Annotated in this window: 10 protein-coding genes; 7 read left to right on the top strand and 3 right to left on the bottom strand. The window is 45.4% G+C overall.

Going from position 1 to position 16,606, the window contains the following annotated elements; translation table 11 throughout:
- Positions 1 to 10 precede the first annotated feature (10 nt).
- From AC1EK4_RS04415 to AC1EK4_RS04440, 6 genes are all read left to right on the top strand, one after another.
- Complete coding sequence (locus AC1EK4_RS04415; RefSeq protein WP_480357157.1) at positions 11 to 3,277, top strand: SusC/RagA family TonB-linked outer membrane protein; 3,267 nt, start codon at positions 11 to 13, stop codon at positions 3,275 to 3,277.
- 14 nt (positions 3,278 to 3,291) lie between these two features.
- The gene (locus tag AC1EK4_RS04420) at positions 3,292 to 4,875 is read left to right on the top strand and encodes a RagB/SusD family nutrient uptake outer membrane protein (RefSeq protein WP_036896591.1); all 1,584 of its coding nucleotides are present in this window, start codon (positions 3,292 to 3,294) and stop codon (positions 4,873 to 4,875) included.
- Between the two features lie 354 nt (positions 4,876 to 5,229).
- On the top strand, positions 5,230 to 6,189 hold the full coding sequence (locus tag AC1EK4_RS04425; protein ID WP_062433529.1) for a FecR family protein: 960 nt from the start codon (positions 5,230 to 5,232) through the stop codon (positions 6,187 to 6,189).
- Positions 6,190 to 6,198: 9 nt separating this feature from the next.
- Positions 6,199 to 8,061 (top strand): FAD-dependent oxidoreductase, encoded by a 1,863-nt coding sequence (locus tag AC1EK4_RS04430; RefSeq protein WP_480357160.1) that lies wholly within the window; start codon positions 6,199 to 6,201, stop codon positions 8,059 to 8,061.
- Positions 8,062 to 8,071: 10 nt separating this feature from the next.
- Positions 8,072 to 9,640 (top strand): beta-N-acetylhexosaminidase, encoded by a 1,569-nt coding sequence (locus tag AC1EK4_RS04435; protein WP_480357161.1) that lies wholly within the window; start codon positions 8,072 to 8,074, stop codon positions 9,638 to 9,640.
- On the top strand, positions 9,637 to 10,662 hold the full coding sequence (locus AC1EK4_RS04440) for an endonuclease/exonuclease/phosphatase family protein (protein WP_036896589.1): 1,026 nt from the start codon (positions 9,637 to 9,639) through the stop codon (positions 10,660 to 10,662). The genes AC1EK4_RS04435 and AC1EK4_RS04440 overlap by 4 nt, the downstream gene beginning before the upstream one ends.
- 56 nt (positions 10,663 to 10,718) lie before the next feature.
- Here the strand turns inward: AC1EK4_RS04440 and AC1EK4_RS04445 are convergent, their stop codons facing one another.
- Both AC1EK4_RS04445 and AC1EK4_RS04450 read right to left on the bottom strand, forming a co-directional pair.
- Positions 10,719 to 11,264 (bottom strand): RNA polymerase sigma-70 factor, encoded by a 546-nt coding sequence (locus AC1EK4_RS04445; protein WP_036896588.1) that lies wholly within the window; start codon positions 11,262 to 11,264, stop codon positions 10,719 to 10,721.
- Between the two features lie 318 nt (positions 11,265 to 11,582).
- Complete coding sequence (locus tag AC1EK4_RS04450) at positions 11,583 to 14,567, bottom strand: PEP/pyruvate-binding domain-containing protein (protein WP_480357164.1); 2,985 nt, start codon at positions 14,565 to 14,567, stop codon at positions 11,583 to 11,585.
- Between the two features lie 154 nt (positions 14,568 to 14,721).
- Here AC1EK4_RS04450 and AC1EK4_RS04455 point away from each other — a divergent pair, with 154 nt between their 5' ends.
- Positions 14,722 to 15,696, top strand: a complete 975-nt coding sequence (locus tag AC1EK4_RS04455; RefSeq protein ID WP_231725605.1) for an alpha/beta hydrolase — start codon at positions 14,722 to 14,724, stop codon at positions 15,694 to 15,696.
- 17 nt (positions 15,697 to 15,713) lie between these two features.
- Here AC1EK4_RS04455 and pflA read toward each other — a convergent pair whose 3' ends face one another.
- Entirely contained in the window at positions 15,714 to 16,454 is a 741-nt protein-coding gene (pflA, locus tag AC1EK4_RS04460) for a pyruvate formate-lyase-activating protein (protein ID WP_480357276.1), read from the bottom strand.
- Between the last annotated feature and the right edge of the window lie 152 nt (positions 16,455 to 16,606).

The following is a 16,606-nucleotide window of genomic DNA, read 5'->3' on the forward strand; positions in this document are numbered from 1 at the left end:
TATAAAACCTATGAATCGTTATTTATCTAAATGTCGGAAGAGCTCACCTTCTTCTTATTTACATCCGATGAGACTCCTACTCTTCCTTTTCTTACTCTTATCAACACCACAAACTTTTGCCCAAAACAAAAGCCTTGAGATTCCTACCAAAACCCTTTCTGTGGGTAAACTATTTGCTCAAATCGAACATTCCACAGGATTTTTGCTCGTCTACAGCGATAAAGACGTCGATGTAAACGCCAAGATTACGTTTACACAAACCAAGGGCAACCTGAAATATTTCCTTTCTCACCTCGCCTCTGAACTTCATCTCAATTATGATATTACACAAAATAAATATGTAGTATTTAGAAAGAAGGCTGTCGAAACACACCAACAAAGTACTAAAGGAAGTAAACTTACCGGACATATCACAGATGAAAAAGGGGAACCACTCATCGGTGCTACCATCATACAGAAAGGTACACAGAACAAAACAATTACCGATATGGATGGTAACTTTGAAATCGATGCCCCCAAAGGAAGCACATTGCTCGTCTCATATATAGGTGCCAAGGATAAAGAAATCAAAGCTAGCGAAAGTATGCAGATAACAATGACCGACGATATAGAGGCCCTCGATGAAGTCGTCGTCATCGGTTATGGCACCGTAAAAAAAGCAGATTTGGCCGGTTCTATCGCTGTGCTCGACAGCAAATCGTACAGAGATCAGCCCATTGTCAATGCCACAGATGCGTTACAAGGTCGTGTTGCTGGTGTTTCGGTTACCAATAGTGGCGCTCCCGGAGGCACTATCAAAGTCAGGGTACGCGGTGCCAGTTCCATTAATCGTAGCAACGACCCGCTATATGTAGTCGATGGTATCGTGAGAGAGAGTGGTGTTGCCGGTCTAGATCCGGAAGATATACAGTCCATGCAAGTCCTCAAAGATGCTTCGGCAACAGCCATTTACGGTTCAAGAGGCTCCAATGGTGTCATCTTAATCACAACTAAAACCGGTAAAGCCAACCAACAACTCATCACTTTCGATGCCAAACTGGGTGTCAGCAATGTGGCAAAACGTTACGATACACTTAGTCCTTATGAGTTCGCAGTGGCTTACAACGAAGCTCATCCCAATACTTTCGACAGCAACCAGCTATCTTCTTTCCAAAACGGAACAACTGGAACCGACTGGCAAGATGCAGTCTTCAAGACCGGTATCACCCAAGATTACAAAGTAGCATTGTCTAATGGCAACGATAAGACACAATATTATGTCTCTGCCAACTATATAGGTCAGACAGGCACCGTCATCGAAAACAACTACAATCGCTACCAGTTCAGAGCCAATATGACTTCCGACGTATCGAAGTGGCTAAGTCTTACCACCGACATCAACTTCTCTCACAGTGCTGATAAGAGCCATAACTTCACCGCATCTAAAAACAATGTGCTGTGGGCTATGCTCAACTACTCTCCCGTAACAGACATATACGATGCCAACGGAGGCTACAATCCCGACCGTTATTGCGCTATTACAGAGTATAATCCTGTTGCAACTTTGAAGGAAAGTAGGTCGCAAAATCGTCGCGACATTCTCAATGCGCGAGTAGATTTAAAGTTTACCATCCTGCCAAACCTTACGTTCACCTCTACTAATGGAGTAGACTACAACGACTATAAATATTATTATTTCAACTCAAAGAAGATTTCCGTCAACATCAATAACGGTATGTCGAATGCCGATACCCAACGAATGGCATTACAAACCACCAACAACATGACTTATCATGGGCAATGGGGACTGCATTCTCTCACAGCTACCGGTGTCTTTGAATCTTCATTCTCCAAAACCAGATTCATGAAAATTTCAGGCGATAATCTCTTAACAGAGAGCGTAGGTTGGTGGAATTCTACACTAGCCAAAAGTCGTCAAGACAACAACAGTTACTCTTCGTGGTCGCTTCTTTCTTATGTGAGCCGTTTGATGTACAACTACAACGATCGCTACTTGGTCACCGGAACATTCCGTGCCGACGGTTCTTCCAAGTTCTCTAATCAGAAATGGGGCTATTTTCCATCTCTTGCTTTGGCTTGGCAACTTGGTAATGAGAATTTCATGCAACACCAGAACGTTATCCAGAATGCCAAACTACGACTCAGTTATGGTATCGTAGGTAGTCAGGCTATTGATCCGTACGAGACATTAGGCTTAATGTCTCAAACCACTATCGCTTTTGGTGGCGACTCCAAGTACACCGGTTACTGGACTGGAACCAATGTTCCTACGCCCGACTTGACTTGGGAGAAAACTCATCAATTCAACGCTGGTCTTGACTTCGGTATCCTTGATAGTCGCATAAGATTCACATTCGATTACTTTGTAAAGTTTACGAAAGATGGATTGCTACGCAAGAACATGCCCAACTACGACGGTGGAGGTTCTTACTGGGTCAATGCATGCGAGGTAACCAACCGTGGTTTGGACTTTACTATTGATGCCGATATCCTCAGATCGAAAGATTTCTCATGGAATTCAGCCTTTACAGGCACCTTCTTGAAGAATAAGGTCACTTCATTAGACAACATCCCATTCATCGCCGGAAACACTCCAGCCTATGGTTTGGTCGGAGCTGTATCGCGCGTAAAGGTAGGTTACCCCATCGGTTCGTTTTTCCTTTACGACTGGACAGGCATCGATGCAAATGGACATGATACGTATGCCGACTATGATAACAGCGGTACGCTCTCCGAAGGCGACAAAATTGTGACCGGCAAAGCTACTCCCGACTTCAGTTTCGGATGGAACAACATCGTCACGTGGCGCAACTGGACTCTCAGCGCGTTCTTCACCGGAGCCATTGGTGTACAGCGCCTAAACCTCATTCGCTATACGGCAGCCTCCTTCAATGGCAACTCTAAATTCATCACTCTGCGTGATGCCTACTACAACTCATTTGGAAAGAGCGCTAACCCCATATACCCATCAGTCACAGTCACCGACAACGACTACGAGGCAGCATCTACTAAATGGCTGGAGAACGCCGATTATCTCAGGTTGGACAATCTATCTCTGTCGTACGCCCTACCCAAGAAGGTGCTTCGTTTTGCCGATGCCACCCTCTCATTAAGCGTTCAAAACCTGTTTACCATTACCAAATATAAAGGTATGGATCCTGCCGGTGTCTCATTCATGAGTTCTGAATTGGGCAGCACCGACCTCAATGATGGTATCGATATGGGTGCTTACCCCTTATCAAGAACCGTAACATTTGGATTGAAAGTTAACTTCTAATAGACACAGACAATATGAAAAAGACTTATATTATAGCCGGATTAAGTGCCTGCTTGGCACTGATGACTTCATGCCAAAACTTCCTTGACGAAGATCCTAAGGGTAGGTTGACTGCCGATACATTCTTTTCTACCCAAGAAGAACTAGACATGGGCACCTACGCTTTGTACCGCCAAGTAATGAATTCTCAAAACAACACCAACCCATTAATCATTGCTTGGCAAGGCGACGACATCACTACACACCCCGGAAGCAACAAGCAAGCGTATGCTGATGTAGATGCTTTCCACCCCACAGACGGCAATAAAGGCGCTGCAGCTGTATGGAATTCGGGATATAAAGTGATTAAGGCTGCCAACTATCTCATCAACAATGCAGAGAAAACTCCGACTACTCAAGAGGAAGTAAACATTGCTATCGGACAAGCAAAGTTTTGGCGTGCCGTGAGCTACTTCAAACTTGTAAGAGTATTTGGCCCCGTTCCTATGAACCTAAGCGGTGAAGTTGACTATTCGCGTCCTCTTGCTTCGGTCGAAGAAATATATAATCAAATTGTCGCAGACTTGAAAGATTGTGTCGAGATATTGCCCACCTCTTACGCCAAAGCACCCCGGAAGATGAATGGAGCCAATATCTATATCACCAAGCAAGCAGCACAATCTGTACTCGCAGCAGTCTATATGGGAATGGCAGGATGGCCCCTTAACAAGACCGAATATTACAAAGAAGCGGCCGCCAGTGCAAAAGCAGTCATCGACGGAGTAAAAGCCGGCAAGTATGAATACATGCTTGAGCCTAGCTACAACATGGTCTATGCTCCCAGCCACAACTATACCAACGAGACCATCGTAGGTATCAACTACAATGGCTCGTATGTTTGGGACGAAGATTCCGAGATGGCTGTCAGCGATTTGTTTGAATCTCTCGGTGGATGGGGCGATGGTTGGAGCGAATACAAGTTCTGGAAAGACTTCCCCGCAGGCGCTCGTAAAGACGCCACCATTAGTCCGAAAATAGTTAAAAATAACGGGCGAAACGGCGAAACAGAACTGATAGACTGGTGGGAAGTAGAGGAGAAGCACCCCATGTACTGCAATCTACTCACTGGAACCGGCTTCACCGACTATGACTATACAAAACCAGCAGGTGGCAAAAGCACCAATAGCCATCGCCATCGCTTGGTTCGTTACGCTGAAGTATTGCTGTGGTATGCCGAATCACAAGCCCGTTCAGAGGGTACTCCCAACGCTTTAGCTTACGACTGTATCAACCAAGTTAGGCATAGAGCAGGTCTGGAGAATCTCCCAACAGGCATGTCAGGAAACGAGTTTGCCGAAGCTTGTGTGAAGGAGCATGGTTGGGAAATTGCTGGATATTGGCCTGCTTTGGTTTGCCGACGTCAAGACTTGTTCCGTCTCAACCGCTTGGAATCGCTCTTCAACTATCGCAAGAAGAATGCTCCTATCGAAATTACAACAGGTGTAATGGAAAAAGAAAACGTCCTCATTCCTGATAATGTGACATGGAATGGAGACAAGAGCATCTACCTACCTTACCCTGCCGACGATGCCTCTTTGAACTCAAATATACGACGTTAAGGTTATATTAGACACGAGAGATGGCGTGGTGACACGCTGTCTCTCTTTTTTTGTGTTTACTGCCTAGGCTAGGCAACATTTCTGTCTCAACTTGGCAGTAATGCTGCATGGCCCATTCAACATTACTGCAAGAGCCTTGCAGCAATTTAAGAAGATGGACACTTGAGATAACTCATGACTCATTTAAATACTCAAAGTATCAATTATCTCATGTCGCTAAGGTAAACTATATTCGTCTAAAACACCCAATCTACCCACAAAAGAGTAAATTATAGCAAATTAGATACATTTTCTAGCTCTTTTGTTTAGTGGTTTTCTTATATTTGCTTGTCTATATCATAAAAACAGGAACAAATGGATGAACGCATCAATCAATATTTGGAAGGAACTCTCAATAGCCAAGATACCGAACAGCTATTACAAGATGCACAGTCGTCGACAACATTAAAGGCCGAACTAACCCGTGCTATCAATATGAAAGCACTGATATCTCTCCACCCCGATCTCACCAATGAGGAAGCCGGCAGAGAAAGTCTACTACAGAGACAGAAGGCTCAAAAAAGAGATACCATGAAATTGCTGGCTCGACAACTGCTTCGCTACGCAGCCATATTGATACTTGGCATCATCGGTACAGCCGCTATCTTCAAATACCACATAGGTTCTCAGCAACCCATAGCTTATCAGAAACTAAATGTACCGGAGGGACAACGGGCACAGATTACACTTCCCGACGGCACCTCGGTATGGGTCAACTCCGGTTCTACTATCACTTATCCATCGACCTTTGGGGACGAACGAACCGTCTTGCTGCATGGCGAAGCTTACTTCGATGTAGCCAAAGACGAGAGTCATCCATTCATTGTTCAAGCAGGCAATAGACAGGTAAAAGCGCTTGGTACGGAATTCAACGTGCGTTGCTATACCCCCACTACACTAGACGTATCCCTCTATGAAGGCTCGGTCAGAGTCTATCAACCTAGCAAGGAAGCTCAAGGAACAATACTAACGCCCCATCAGCAACTCATTATAGCCGGCAACCAACAAAAGATTCTAGCCGTAGACCAAGACGATATACTATGGCGCGATGGCATCATCTCGTTTAAGTCGGCCAGCATGCAAGAAGTGGCCGAACGCCTACACCAGTATTACCATGTCGACATCATCATCAAAAACGACGATATTGCCAAACAAGAATACACAGGAAAATTCCGTCTACACGATGGTGTTACGTCGATTCTACAGCTTATTTCGAAGGTATATCCGTTCCATATCAGCCACAATGCCGAGAAAAACGAAATCATATTATACTAATACATACGCATGATAAAAATTCTATCAACCCTTTTATTACCCCTACTCGTCACAACTTCAGCACTAGCCGCAGACATACTTGTAGAGGCAGAGAGCTTTGAAGTAAAAGGCGGATGGGCGGTCGACCAACAGTTTATGGACCAAATGGGGTCGCCTTATCTCATCGCCCACGGCATGGGAGTGCCTGTTGCCGACGCATCAACCCACATCACCGTGCCACACGATGGCACATACTATGCATTCGTTAGAACCTATAACTGGACATCACCGTGGCATCATGGGCAGGGTGCAGGGGCTTTCTCGCTATGGATTAATGGTAAGAGATTGTCGCCAACACTTGGAAATATCGGCACACAATGGATGTGGCAAAAGGCCGGTAAGGTGACTCTGAAAAAAGGAAAAGCAACGCTCCGACTAAAAGACCTAACTGGATTTGACGGTCGCTGTGATGCCATTTATCTCACAACTGGCAACAACTTACCGTCCGATGATTCGCTAGCATTAGCCAATATGCGCCAACGACTGCTCCAACTACCTAGCGTTGCCTCTTCGGCAGGAACATTCGATTTTGTTGTTGTAGGTGGTGGTGTGGCCGGAATCAGCGCGGCTGTATCAGCAGCCCGACTAGGAATGCGAGTAGCTTTGGTGCAAGATCGCCCCATCTTGGGTGGCAATAACAGTTCAGAAGTACGAGTCCATCTAGGTGGAAGAATCGAAACAGGAAAGTTTCCAAACCTCGGTGGACTCCAAAAAGAGTTTGGCCCAACGGAAGAGGGCAATGCCATGCCAGCCGAAAACTATGCCGACCACAAGAAGATGGACATCGTTCAGCGTGAACCAAACATTTCTCTTTTTACCAATTACCACGTGAACAAGGTGCAGATGGAAGGTAATAAAATAGCCTGTGTCATAGCCCTAAACACACAGACATCGCAACCACTGATCTTCAAGGCGCCACTGTTTGCCGACTGTACGGGCGATGCTACAGTGGGATATTTAGCCGGAGCCGACTATAAGATGGGACGTGAAGCCTACAATGAGTTCGAAGAGCCATTAGCACCGAAGCAGGCCGACGAGATGACCATGGGGGCTTCGGTACAATGGTATGCCCAACCAACGAAGAAAACCAATACATTCCGCCCATTCAACTATGGTATCTCATTCACCGAAGAGAGTTGTGAACCCATCAAAAAGGGCGAATGGACATGGGAGACAGGGCTCAACAAAAATCAGATAACCGACTTTGAACGAATCAGAGACTACGGTCTGATGGTGGTATATTCTAACTGGAGCTACCTGAAAAACCAATATTCAAAGAGAAAAAAGTTTGAGAAAGAACAGTTGGGATGGGTGGCTTATGTTGCCGGAAAACGCGAGTCGCGTCGTCTACTAGGCGACTATGTACTGAGTGAACAAGATCTTATAAAACATGTTTCGCACGAAGATGCATCGTTCACCACCACGTGGAGTATTGATTTGCATTATCCCGACTCACTCAACGGCATTTATTTCCCCGGCAATGAGTATAAAGCCATATCGAAACAAAAGGTAATTTATCCTTATGGCGTACCTTATCGATGCCTATATTCTAGAAATATTGACAATCTCTTTATGGCTGGTCGCGACATCAGCGTGACACATATAGCCCTCGGTTCGGTTCGTGTCATGCGCACAACGGGCATGATGGGCGAGGTTGTAGGAATGGCAGCATCGCTCTGCAAACAGCATCAAGCACTTCCACGCGACATTTATACACGGTATCTCAGTCTCCTAAAGCAGCTTATGAAGAAAGGGATAGGAGGTCAAGGACTCCCCAATAATCAGCAATACAATGAGGGTGGCATCTTAAGTAAGCCGCCTACCGTACAATAAATATACTAACATGAAACAGTTTCTATTTTATCTCGGTCTCTTTTACTGCCTTGGTCTCAATGCACAGACGCTACTGCCATTGCCCGTACAGCAACAAATAGGTAATGGAACTTTTGCAGTCGATAGACATTACAAGATAGTGAGCAACTTAAAAGGTAAGGACTCGAAGTACATTAAAGAACAGGTGGCAATGTTGATGGGCACGCCCAAACAGACAACACAAGCACAACCAAAAGGCGTCATTGTACTTCGGCTCACCCAAGGAGCCTTTCGCGCCGAAGGATATAAACTGAATGTGGGGCTCGATACAATTCGGATAGAGGCTTCCACAGCATCCGGTATATTCTATGCAATACAGACTTTACGCCAAATGGAGCAGCAGAAGCATATTCCATGTACCGAGATAACCGACAGCCCGCGCTTTGCTCATCGCGGATTCATGCTTGATACATCGCGCCATTTTTGGTCAAAAGACTTCATCAAGAAACAGATTGACGCTCTAGCCTACTTCAAATTGAACACCTTACATCTGCATCTTACCGATTGCGAAGGGTGGCGAATGCAGATTAAGAAGTATCCACAACTCACCGACGGGGCGGCTTATCGCACGCAATGCAGTCGCGACCAGTGGATAGACGAAGGACGTAAGTTTTGTAAAAAAGACACACCGGGGGCTTACGGAGGCTATTATACACAAAAAGATTTAAAAGAAATCGTAGCGTATGCACGCAGTCGATACATCAATATCGTCCCTGAAATCGAGATGCCCGGCCATAGCTACGAGGTGATGCAGGTGTTTAAAGACCTGTCTTGTACCGGACAAGGTGATGGGTTCGACCTTTGTGTGGGCAATGGGCATACGTTTAAGTTCCTTACCGACATCTTACAAGAGGTGATGCGTGTCTTCCCTTCAAAAGTAATCCATATCGGTGGCGATGAAGCGACGATGCGTTATTGGAAGAAATGTCCCAAATGTATCGGACTATACAATCGTATGAACATGAACGATACGGCACAGATACAAGGCTATCTCATCAGTAGAATCGACAGTTTCCTTACGGCTCACGGTCGCAGAATGATAGGTTGGGACGAAATTCTCGATGGTACTACACTTTCGCCACAAACACTTGTCATGTCATGGCGTGGCGAAAAAGGTGGCATCAAAGCCTCCAAAATGGGACATCATGTTGTGATATGTCCATCTAAATACTACTATCTAGACCATTATCAAGATAAGCCTGAAACACAGCCAAAGGCTCTTGGCGGTTATTCACCTTTGGAAAAGGTCTATTCTTACGACCCTATTCCTGCCGAACTAAAAGGAAGCAACGTAGAGAAATACATTGATGGAATACAAGGAAACCTATGGGCGGAATATATAGAAACACCCTCTCACGTTGAATACATGATGTATCCACGTCTCTTAGCCATTGCCGAAACAGCTTGGGGAACCAAGTCATCCTATACCGACTTTAGGAAACGCGTGCTCCATATCGAATCCTATCTGCGAAGCAAGGGTTACAATTGCTTCGACATAAACCATGAAACTAATACTTACAAAGCAGAAATAACAAAATGAAAAAGATTTTATTTACCCTTTTAGTGGTACTGATGAGCCTCAACGTTCAGGCTCGTAAGGATGTTGAGATTACCGTATTGCAATGGAATATATGGCAGGAAGGCACGGTGGTACCGGGCGGTTACGATGCCATCGTCAACGAGTTGTGCCGTCTGAAACCCGACTTCGTCACGCTGAGTGAAGTGCGTAACTACCATAACGTAAACTTTACGCGCCGACTCGTCAACGATTTGAAGGCCAAAGGACTAACCTATTATTCTTTCCGCACAGACGATTCTGGCCTTTTGAGTCGCTATCCTATCCTTGATTCTGTTTACGTTTCAACCCTCAACAAGGATCATGGGAGCATCTATAAACTCACAGCCGAGGTGCAAGGGCGCAAGGTCAGCGTCTATACAGGACATTTAGACTACCTTGATTGTGCTTATTACAATGTTTACGGATACGATGGTTGCACATGGAAGGAGTGCGAACGACCACAGTCGGTGGCCGAACTTTTGAAGTTGAACGACCTCTCTTGGCGTGACAATGAGGTACAGACGTTTATCAACGAGGCTCGCCATGACATCAAAGCAGGTCATTGTGTAGTCTTCGGAGGCGACTTCAACGAACCGTCTCATTTGGATTGGACTGCCCAAACCAAAGACCTTTACGACCATCATGGCATGATCGTACCTTGGACCGTGTCTACCATGCTCTACAAAAACGGCTTCCGAGATGCCTATCGCGAGGTTTATCCCAGTGCCATCACGCATCCCGGCTTCACTTATCCAAGCTATAATCCGGCTGTAAAGATGGAACAATTAACGTGGGCACCAAAGGCCGACGAGCGCGAACGCATCGACTTCATCTACTATAAAGGTAAAGGTGTGACGCCCATATCGGCTCAGATATTCGGTCCCGACATGTCTGCCTACCGCTCAACAGCTCTCAAGGAAGATACCAAAGACTCTTTTGTGCTTCCCACAGGACTATGGCCCACCGACCATAAAGGCGTATTGGTGAAATTCAAAATCCGTTGACTACCAAGTTATGAAATCTGAGTAAGACATTCAAACTAAGGCACGAGGCTACCATTCTAAGGCATCATATACAGGAACGCCAACAAAGGAATGCAGTTTTTGAGTTCTTCTCGTAGCTTCTTATAAGCAATGCTCATCTGCACTTCCACCGTATTTACCGACACACCTAACTCCTGTGCGATGGCTTTTTGCTTCGTGCCTTTGAGCTTACTCATGATAAATATCTGCCTACATTTATCCGGTAGATGGTTAATGGCATTTTCCAACATCGTCTCTATAGACTCGTCCGAGAAGTTCATATCCAACTGTTCCAACGAGTCATACATGAGTTGCATCTCCAGTCGTTGCGTTTCGTAATACTTGGAATAAGCTTCCGACACCGTCAATCGTTCGCGCAAATGATTCAAGCAAGCATGCTTGACCGATATAAACAGATAACTTGTGATGTTTATATCCTTATTAAACAAGTCTTCACGTTCGTATATTCTCGCGAAAACATCCTGCACTATATCCTCCGCATCGGCTTCACGCTTCACATAGACAAGTGCGAAGTTCTTCACACGAGCATACCATGTGATATAAAGTCTTTCAAAATCGGTCATTATATCCGTGTAGATGAGGGATTAAGCACAGCATTATCATACTACAATCCGTATTGTATTATTGACAGCAAAAGTAAGTAAAAAAACTGAAATTCACAAGCCTAACCAAGCCAATAAGATACTAGAAAATCGCCATACAAACGTAAGGGCATAAAAAAAGGGGCTCCGCTGAGTCCCAACCTTTGTTAACCTTAAATCTAATACCATGAAAAACACGATGCAAAGATAATATGAAAACAAATTGCTTCCAAATATTTTGTGATAAAAGGTCTGTTTCTTTAGTTTTTTATTGTCTTCAAAAGGCTTATTAACAGTTACTTACCTCAACACCACTCCCTCTTGTTTCTTACCGTCCATGAGAATGCGTAGCGGATGGCCGAAGCGTACATGGCGTACATACGGCGTCTCTTCCACGGCAGGCAAGCTATCCAATAACTCCTTCCGAATGAGTCCGCCATCCTCTGTATTCATATCTATGGTAAAATAGCCTACGCCGAAACTTGTCAGATTTTGGAAGAAATGGGTACCCTGACTAGGATCTACCCGATAATCTTTGAGCGCCACTTCCACAATAACACGGGCTGCACTGATATGCGGCCACTTCACCGGTACGCCTAGATAGTGGTCGCTTGAACCCCACCTACCGGGTCCTACAAGGATGTAGTTCTTCCCTTCTGTCAGGAACTTGCGGTTGATTCGCTCTATATCGTCGGCCACATAATAATTGTTCATGGCCGAGAACGTGTCGTCGTACTTCACGTATACCACGTCGACAACATCTTCCGAAATACCATGTCCCAACGAGTGATGCGAGCGCAACAGGCATTCCTCATCGGTAATACCACACACATCCTCATCCAACATTTGCTTGGCGTCGACGATTGGACGTACCTGTAACAGGTTGAATTCGGCAGCATTATCTTCCGAGATATTGCAGGCGAACTCTATTTCTACCGGCCTTCGCATGGCTTCAGAGCCATACTTCATCGACATTTGCATCACTTCGGCAAACGGAATCACTCCTTGTTGCAATACACCGGCAAACGAAATGATTTTTCGTCCACCCTCATATAGCCCGTCACGTATCACTTGATCGTAGGGATCAAAGGTCGATGCTATCAGGTAAAGCGAGCCATCTTTGTCGGCTTCTTTCACTTTCCGACGACTGATATTGAACCCATCGTCTACATTGAAGTCGTCGCTTACGTGCGCCATATCAAGTGCATAGAACTGCGTCTGCGTCTCACGCAGGGCTATTTCCAATTCACTCATCTGCAACACTTGGTCGGGATGATAAGGAGATACACGTAAAGTCTGCCCTCCATCCACGATATACTTACCCAGTCCGAGAGCCAAAGAGGCGATTCCTTCTTCGGCCGTTTCGTCGCCAATGGGATAATAATTGAGCGAACGCAGCACTCCACTGATATTCGGATAATAGTGAGTACCGTATTGTTTTCCCACTACTTCCTGTAATATCACGGCCATCTTCTCTTGGTCTATCACGTTGCTGGTGGCCGTCATGTACGCTTTAGAATCGCGATAGTACACAGATGCATACACACTCTTGATGGCTGCGGCCAACATATGCAGCATGGCATACTTGTCATCCAAGTAAGGTATCATGTAAGTACTGTAGATTCCGGCAAATGGTTGATAGTGACTATCCTCCAACAACGAACTCGAACGAATAGCAATAGGGCGTTTCGTAGCCTCGAAGAATGTGAAGAAATCGACTATCAACGAGTCGGGCAACTGCGCTCGCAAGAAGTGTTGAAGTATCACTTCGTCCGTTGCATCGCTCAAAGCTATTTGGTATAGGTTGTTCTGCTCCATGAATTGGTCGAACACATCGGTGCACAATACTACCGTCTTGGGTATCTGTACCTTTATATTCTCGTAGGCATTAAACTCCGGATGCATCTTCACAACATTGTCCAAGAATGCAAGTCCGCGCCCTTTACCACCCAACGAACCTTCACCGATACGTGCGAAATGGGCGTAACGGTCGAACTTCATACGGTCGAACACGGCTACCACACCGATGTTCTTCATGTGTCGATACTGCACAATGGCGTCGAATATAATCTGACGGTGTGCTTCTACATCCTGCAACTCGTGCCAAGTGATATTCTTAAGGAACGCCGATACCGGGAAAATGGCACGCGCCGAGAGCCAACGACTCATGTGATTGCGACTCACATGGTAGAGCATGGAGTCATCGGGAATCTTGAAAATGTTGTCTTGCAGTTCCTTGAGCGAGCTCACACGCATCACTTCTTCATGTGTCTTCGGGTTACGGAAGATGAAATCTCCAAATCCCATGTGCTCTTCCATCAAATGACGGAGGTCTATACTCATCTTCTTCGAATTCTTATCTACAAAGTGGAAGCCTGCAGCCTCAGCCATTTGGCGGTTTGCCGACTCCGAACTCTCCATGATAAGCGGCACATACTCGTTACGGCTTCTGATTTCTCTCAACAATGAGAGACCAGCCTCGCCATCCTTCACACCGCCTCGTGGGAAACGAACGTCGCTGATAACGCCCAACGTATTGTCCTTATATTTTTCATACATGGCCAACGCTTCTTCGTAAGTTCGTGCCAATACCACCTTCGGACGACCTCGCATACGCAACGTAGCCGTGTGTTTGTTCAACGCTTCGGTAGAGAACCGCTGGCTCTGCAACAATATATAATTGTAGAGATTGGGCAAAATAGACGAATAGAAACGGATACTGTCTTCCACCAAGAGAATCATCTGCACCCCACCCTCGCGTATATCGTGCTCTATGTTCATCTTGTCTTCTATCAATTTGATGATAGAAAGGATGAGATTGGTATTGCCCAACCAGCAAAACACATAATCAAAGATACTCAAATCTTCATTCTGCATGCGACGGGTAATACCGTGAGAGAAAGGCGTCAGTACGATACAATGAATGGCGGGGAATTCATCTTTGATGGCATGAGCCACGGTGAAAGCATCATTATCGGCGTTACCCGGCATACAGATCACCAAGTCTATGTTCGTTGTCTGTAGCACTTTTGAAGCTTCTTCTATCGTACTCACCTGCGTAAACGTAGGCGGATAACGTAATCCCAACTGCATATACTCATTGTATATCTTCTCTTCTACGCGTCCATCGTCCTCCAACATGAACGCATCATAGGGATTGGCCACAATGAGAACATTATAAATACGACGCATCATCAGGTTGACAAACGTCACATCTTTGAGATAAAACTTATTCAGAAACTTCTTTTGCTCGGTATCTCCGCTCATAATTGTTACTTTAGTCATAGGCAAAGATAACGTAAATAGAAGATAATAACGAAATTTACAGGCAATTTATATGAAAGCTTTGCTGGCTTCTCTTTTTATTGTAGTTTTGCATTCCGAAGTTCAAAACAGTTTCATCATGCAACGTATCTTACTATTTATAAGCTGTCTGATAATGATATCCAACCTCCCATCTTTTGCACAACAAAAGAATATCACTACTGAATATAATTTCAAGAAAGAAGCCGATTTGTTCTTGCAACAGATGCCTGAAGGACTACAAGTAAAACAAACAGCAGCTATTCGTAAAGCCATAGAAGGCAATACTGCCCCACTTGCCGCTATTAGAAATTCACGCAACCAAGTTCCAGAAGTATGTAATGAGGTCATAACATCTTACATCAGCAATACACTCTGTCTATATACTCCCCGTAACAAGAAACAAAAGACGCTCCCACTCCTCATCTATCTGCACGGTGGTGGATGGACATTCGGCAGTATCAACAGCTGTGCTCGCTTCTGTCAGCAACTGGTTGCCCAAGGCGAAGTGATGGTATTGGCTCTCAACTATAGGTTAGCACCCAAACATCCCTTCCCTGCCGGACTGCAAGACTGTATCAATGCGGTGCGTATGGCAAAAGAGAAAGCCTCTGAATGGGGCGCAGATAGTTGCCGAATATCTATCGGTGGCGACAGCGCAGGGGGAAATTTAGCCCTCACCACCACATTAAACTTCTTGCAAAAAGGAACATCACCTCTCCATTCGCTGCTCCTTTTCTATCCCGTAATATCTGCTTGGAACGATCAGTCGGCATCGTGGAAGGCCTATCAAAAAGGATTTGCCTTAGACGGAAGTATCATGGAAGCATTCAACCAAGCCTACGCCAAGGGTCGGGAATGCCATCCGTTGGTTTCACCCTCTATGGCTTCAGACACATTACTGGCACAATTGCCAAAACTATTATTGGTTGCTGCCGAGCGCGATATTCTATGTTCTCAAGGGGAAACCTTCGTCGGGCGCATTCAACAATTAGGCGTCGATGCCCGACGAGAAGTATTACCAGGTAGCGTCCACCTGTTTATTACCGTTAAAGGGCAAGAATCTGCTTTCCAAGAAAGCATAAGATTGGCTCATGACTTCCTTCGATAAGCATCCACAACCTACGTTTACTGCTCACCACGAAGTATCTTCCCAGCCCACTCTACCTGCTCTTTCGCAGGCGTAGACACATCTTTCAAGCTATAGGGAATACCCAGATTCTCCCATTTATAAATGCCCAATGCATGGTAGGGCAACACTTCTATACGCTGCACATTGCTTAATGTTTGAATAAAAGCAGCCAATCTTCGAAGTGCATCTTCATCATCGGTAATGCCCGGAACCAATACATGACGAATCCATACAGGCTTACCCATGTCTGAAAGGCAACGAGCTGCATCAAGAATATTCTCATTAGGATGCCCTGTCAACATACGATGAGCCTCGCTATCAATATGCTTGATATCGAGTAACACCAAATCGGTATGCTCCATGAGATGTACAAACTTATCATAAAAGGGCGACTGTCGAGAGAATGGTTGGGCAGAAGTATCAAGACATGTATTGATACCTCGCTCATGAGCTTTGCTAAACAGTTCTATCAGAAAATCGATTTGGAGCAACGCCTCACCCCCACTCACCGTAATCCCCCCGTCTTTTCCCCAATAACTTCGGTAGCGTTCGGCACGGCCAAGCAACTCTTCTGCCGTAACGCTCTGCTGCTTTTCTTTTTTCCAAGAGTCCGGATTATGACAATAGCGACAACGCATGGGACAGCCCTGTAAAAAGATGACGAAGCGAATACCGGGGCCATCTACCGAACCAAACGACTCGGTAGAATGCAGAAAGCCCACTTTCGGACTGTCCATATCATCCGGAATGCCATGCAAATCGCCATTCGCCGACATACATTTTTTCTGTTCTTGTATATTTAACTTGTTCTTTTCCATTTCTTATCCTCTCTATTTGCCAATTAGAAACGGAGCGCTGTTGAGGCGCTCCGTTTCTTTTTCATATCCGA

This window comes from Prevotella sp. C0026C3 (genome assembly GCF_056590795.1).

Excerpts from the sequence above, each read along its gene's own strand:
- AC1EK4_RS04430 (WP_480357160.1), top strand. The coding sequence starts at position 6,199 with ATGATAAAAATTCTATCAACCCTTTTATTACCCCTACTCGTCACAACT.
- pflA (WP_480357276.1), bottom strand. The coding sequence starts at position 16,454 with ATGGACAGTCCGAAAGTGGGCTTTCTGCATTCTACCGAGTCGTTTGGT.
- AC1EK4_RS04425 (WP_062433529.1), top strand. The coding sequence starts at position 5,230 with ATGGATGAACGCATCAATCAATATTTGGAAGGAACTCTCAATAGCCAA.
- AC1EK4_RS04415 (WP_480357157.1), top strand. The coding sequence starts at position 11 with ATGAATCGTTATTTATCTAAATGTCGGAAGAGCTCACCTTCTTCTTAT.
- AC1EK4_RS04440 (WP_036896589.1), top strand. The coding sequence starts at position 9,637 with ATGAAAAAGATTTTATTTACCCTTTTAGTGGTACTGATGAGCCTCAAC.
- AC1EK4_RS04435 (WP_480357161.1), top strand. The coding sequence starts at position 8,072 with ATGAAACAGTTTCTATTTTATCTCGGTCTCTTTTACTGCCTTGGTCTC.
- AC1EK4_RS04420 (WP_036896591.1), top strand. The coding sequence starts at position 3,292 with ATGAAAAAGACTTATATTATAGCCGGATTAAGTGCCTGCTTGGCACTG.
- AC1EK4_RS04455 (WP_231725605.1), top strand. The coding sequence starts at position 14,722 with ATGATATCCAACCTCCCATCTTTTGCACAACAAAAGAATATCACTACT.
- AC1EK4_RS04450 (WP_480357164.1), bottom strand. The coding sequence starts at position 14,567 with ATGACTAAAGTAACAATTATGAGCGGAGATACCGAGCAAAAGAAGTTT.
- AC1EK4_RS04445 (WP_036896588.1), bottom strand. The coding sequence starts at position 11,264 with ATGACCGATTTTGAAAGACTTTATATCACATGGTATGCTCGTGTGAAG.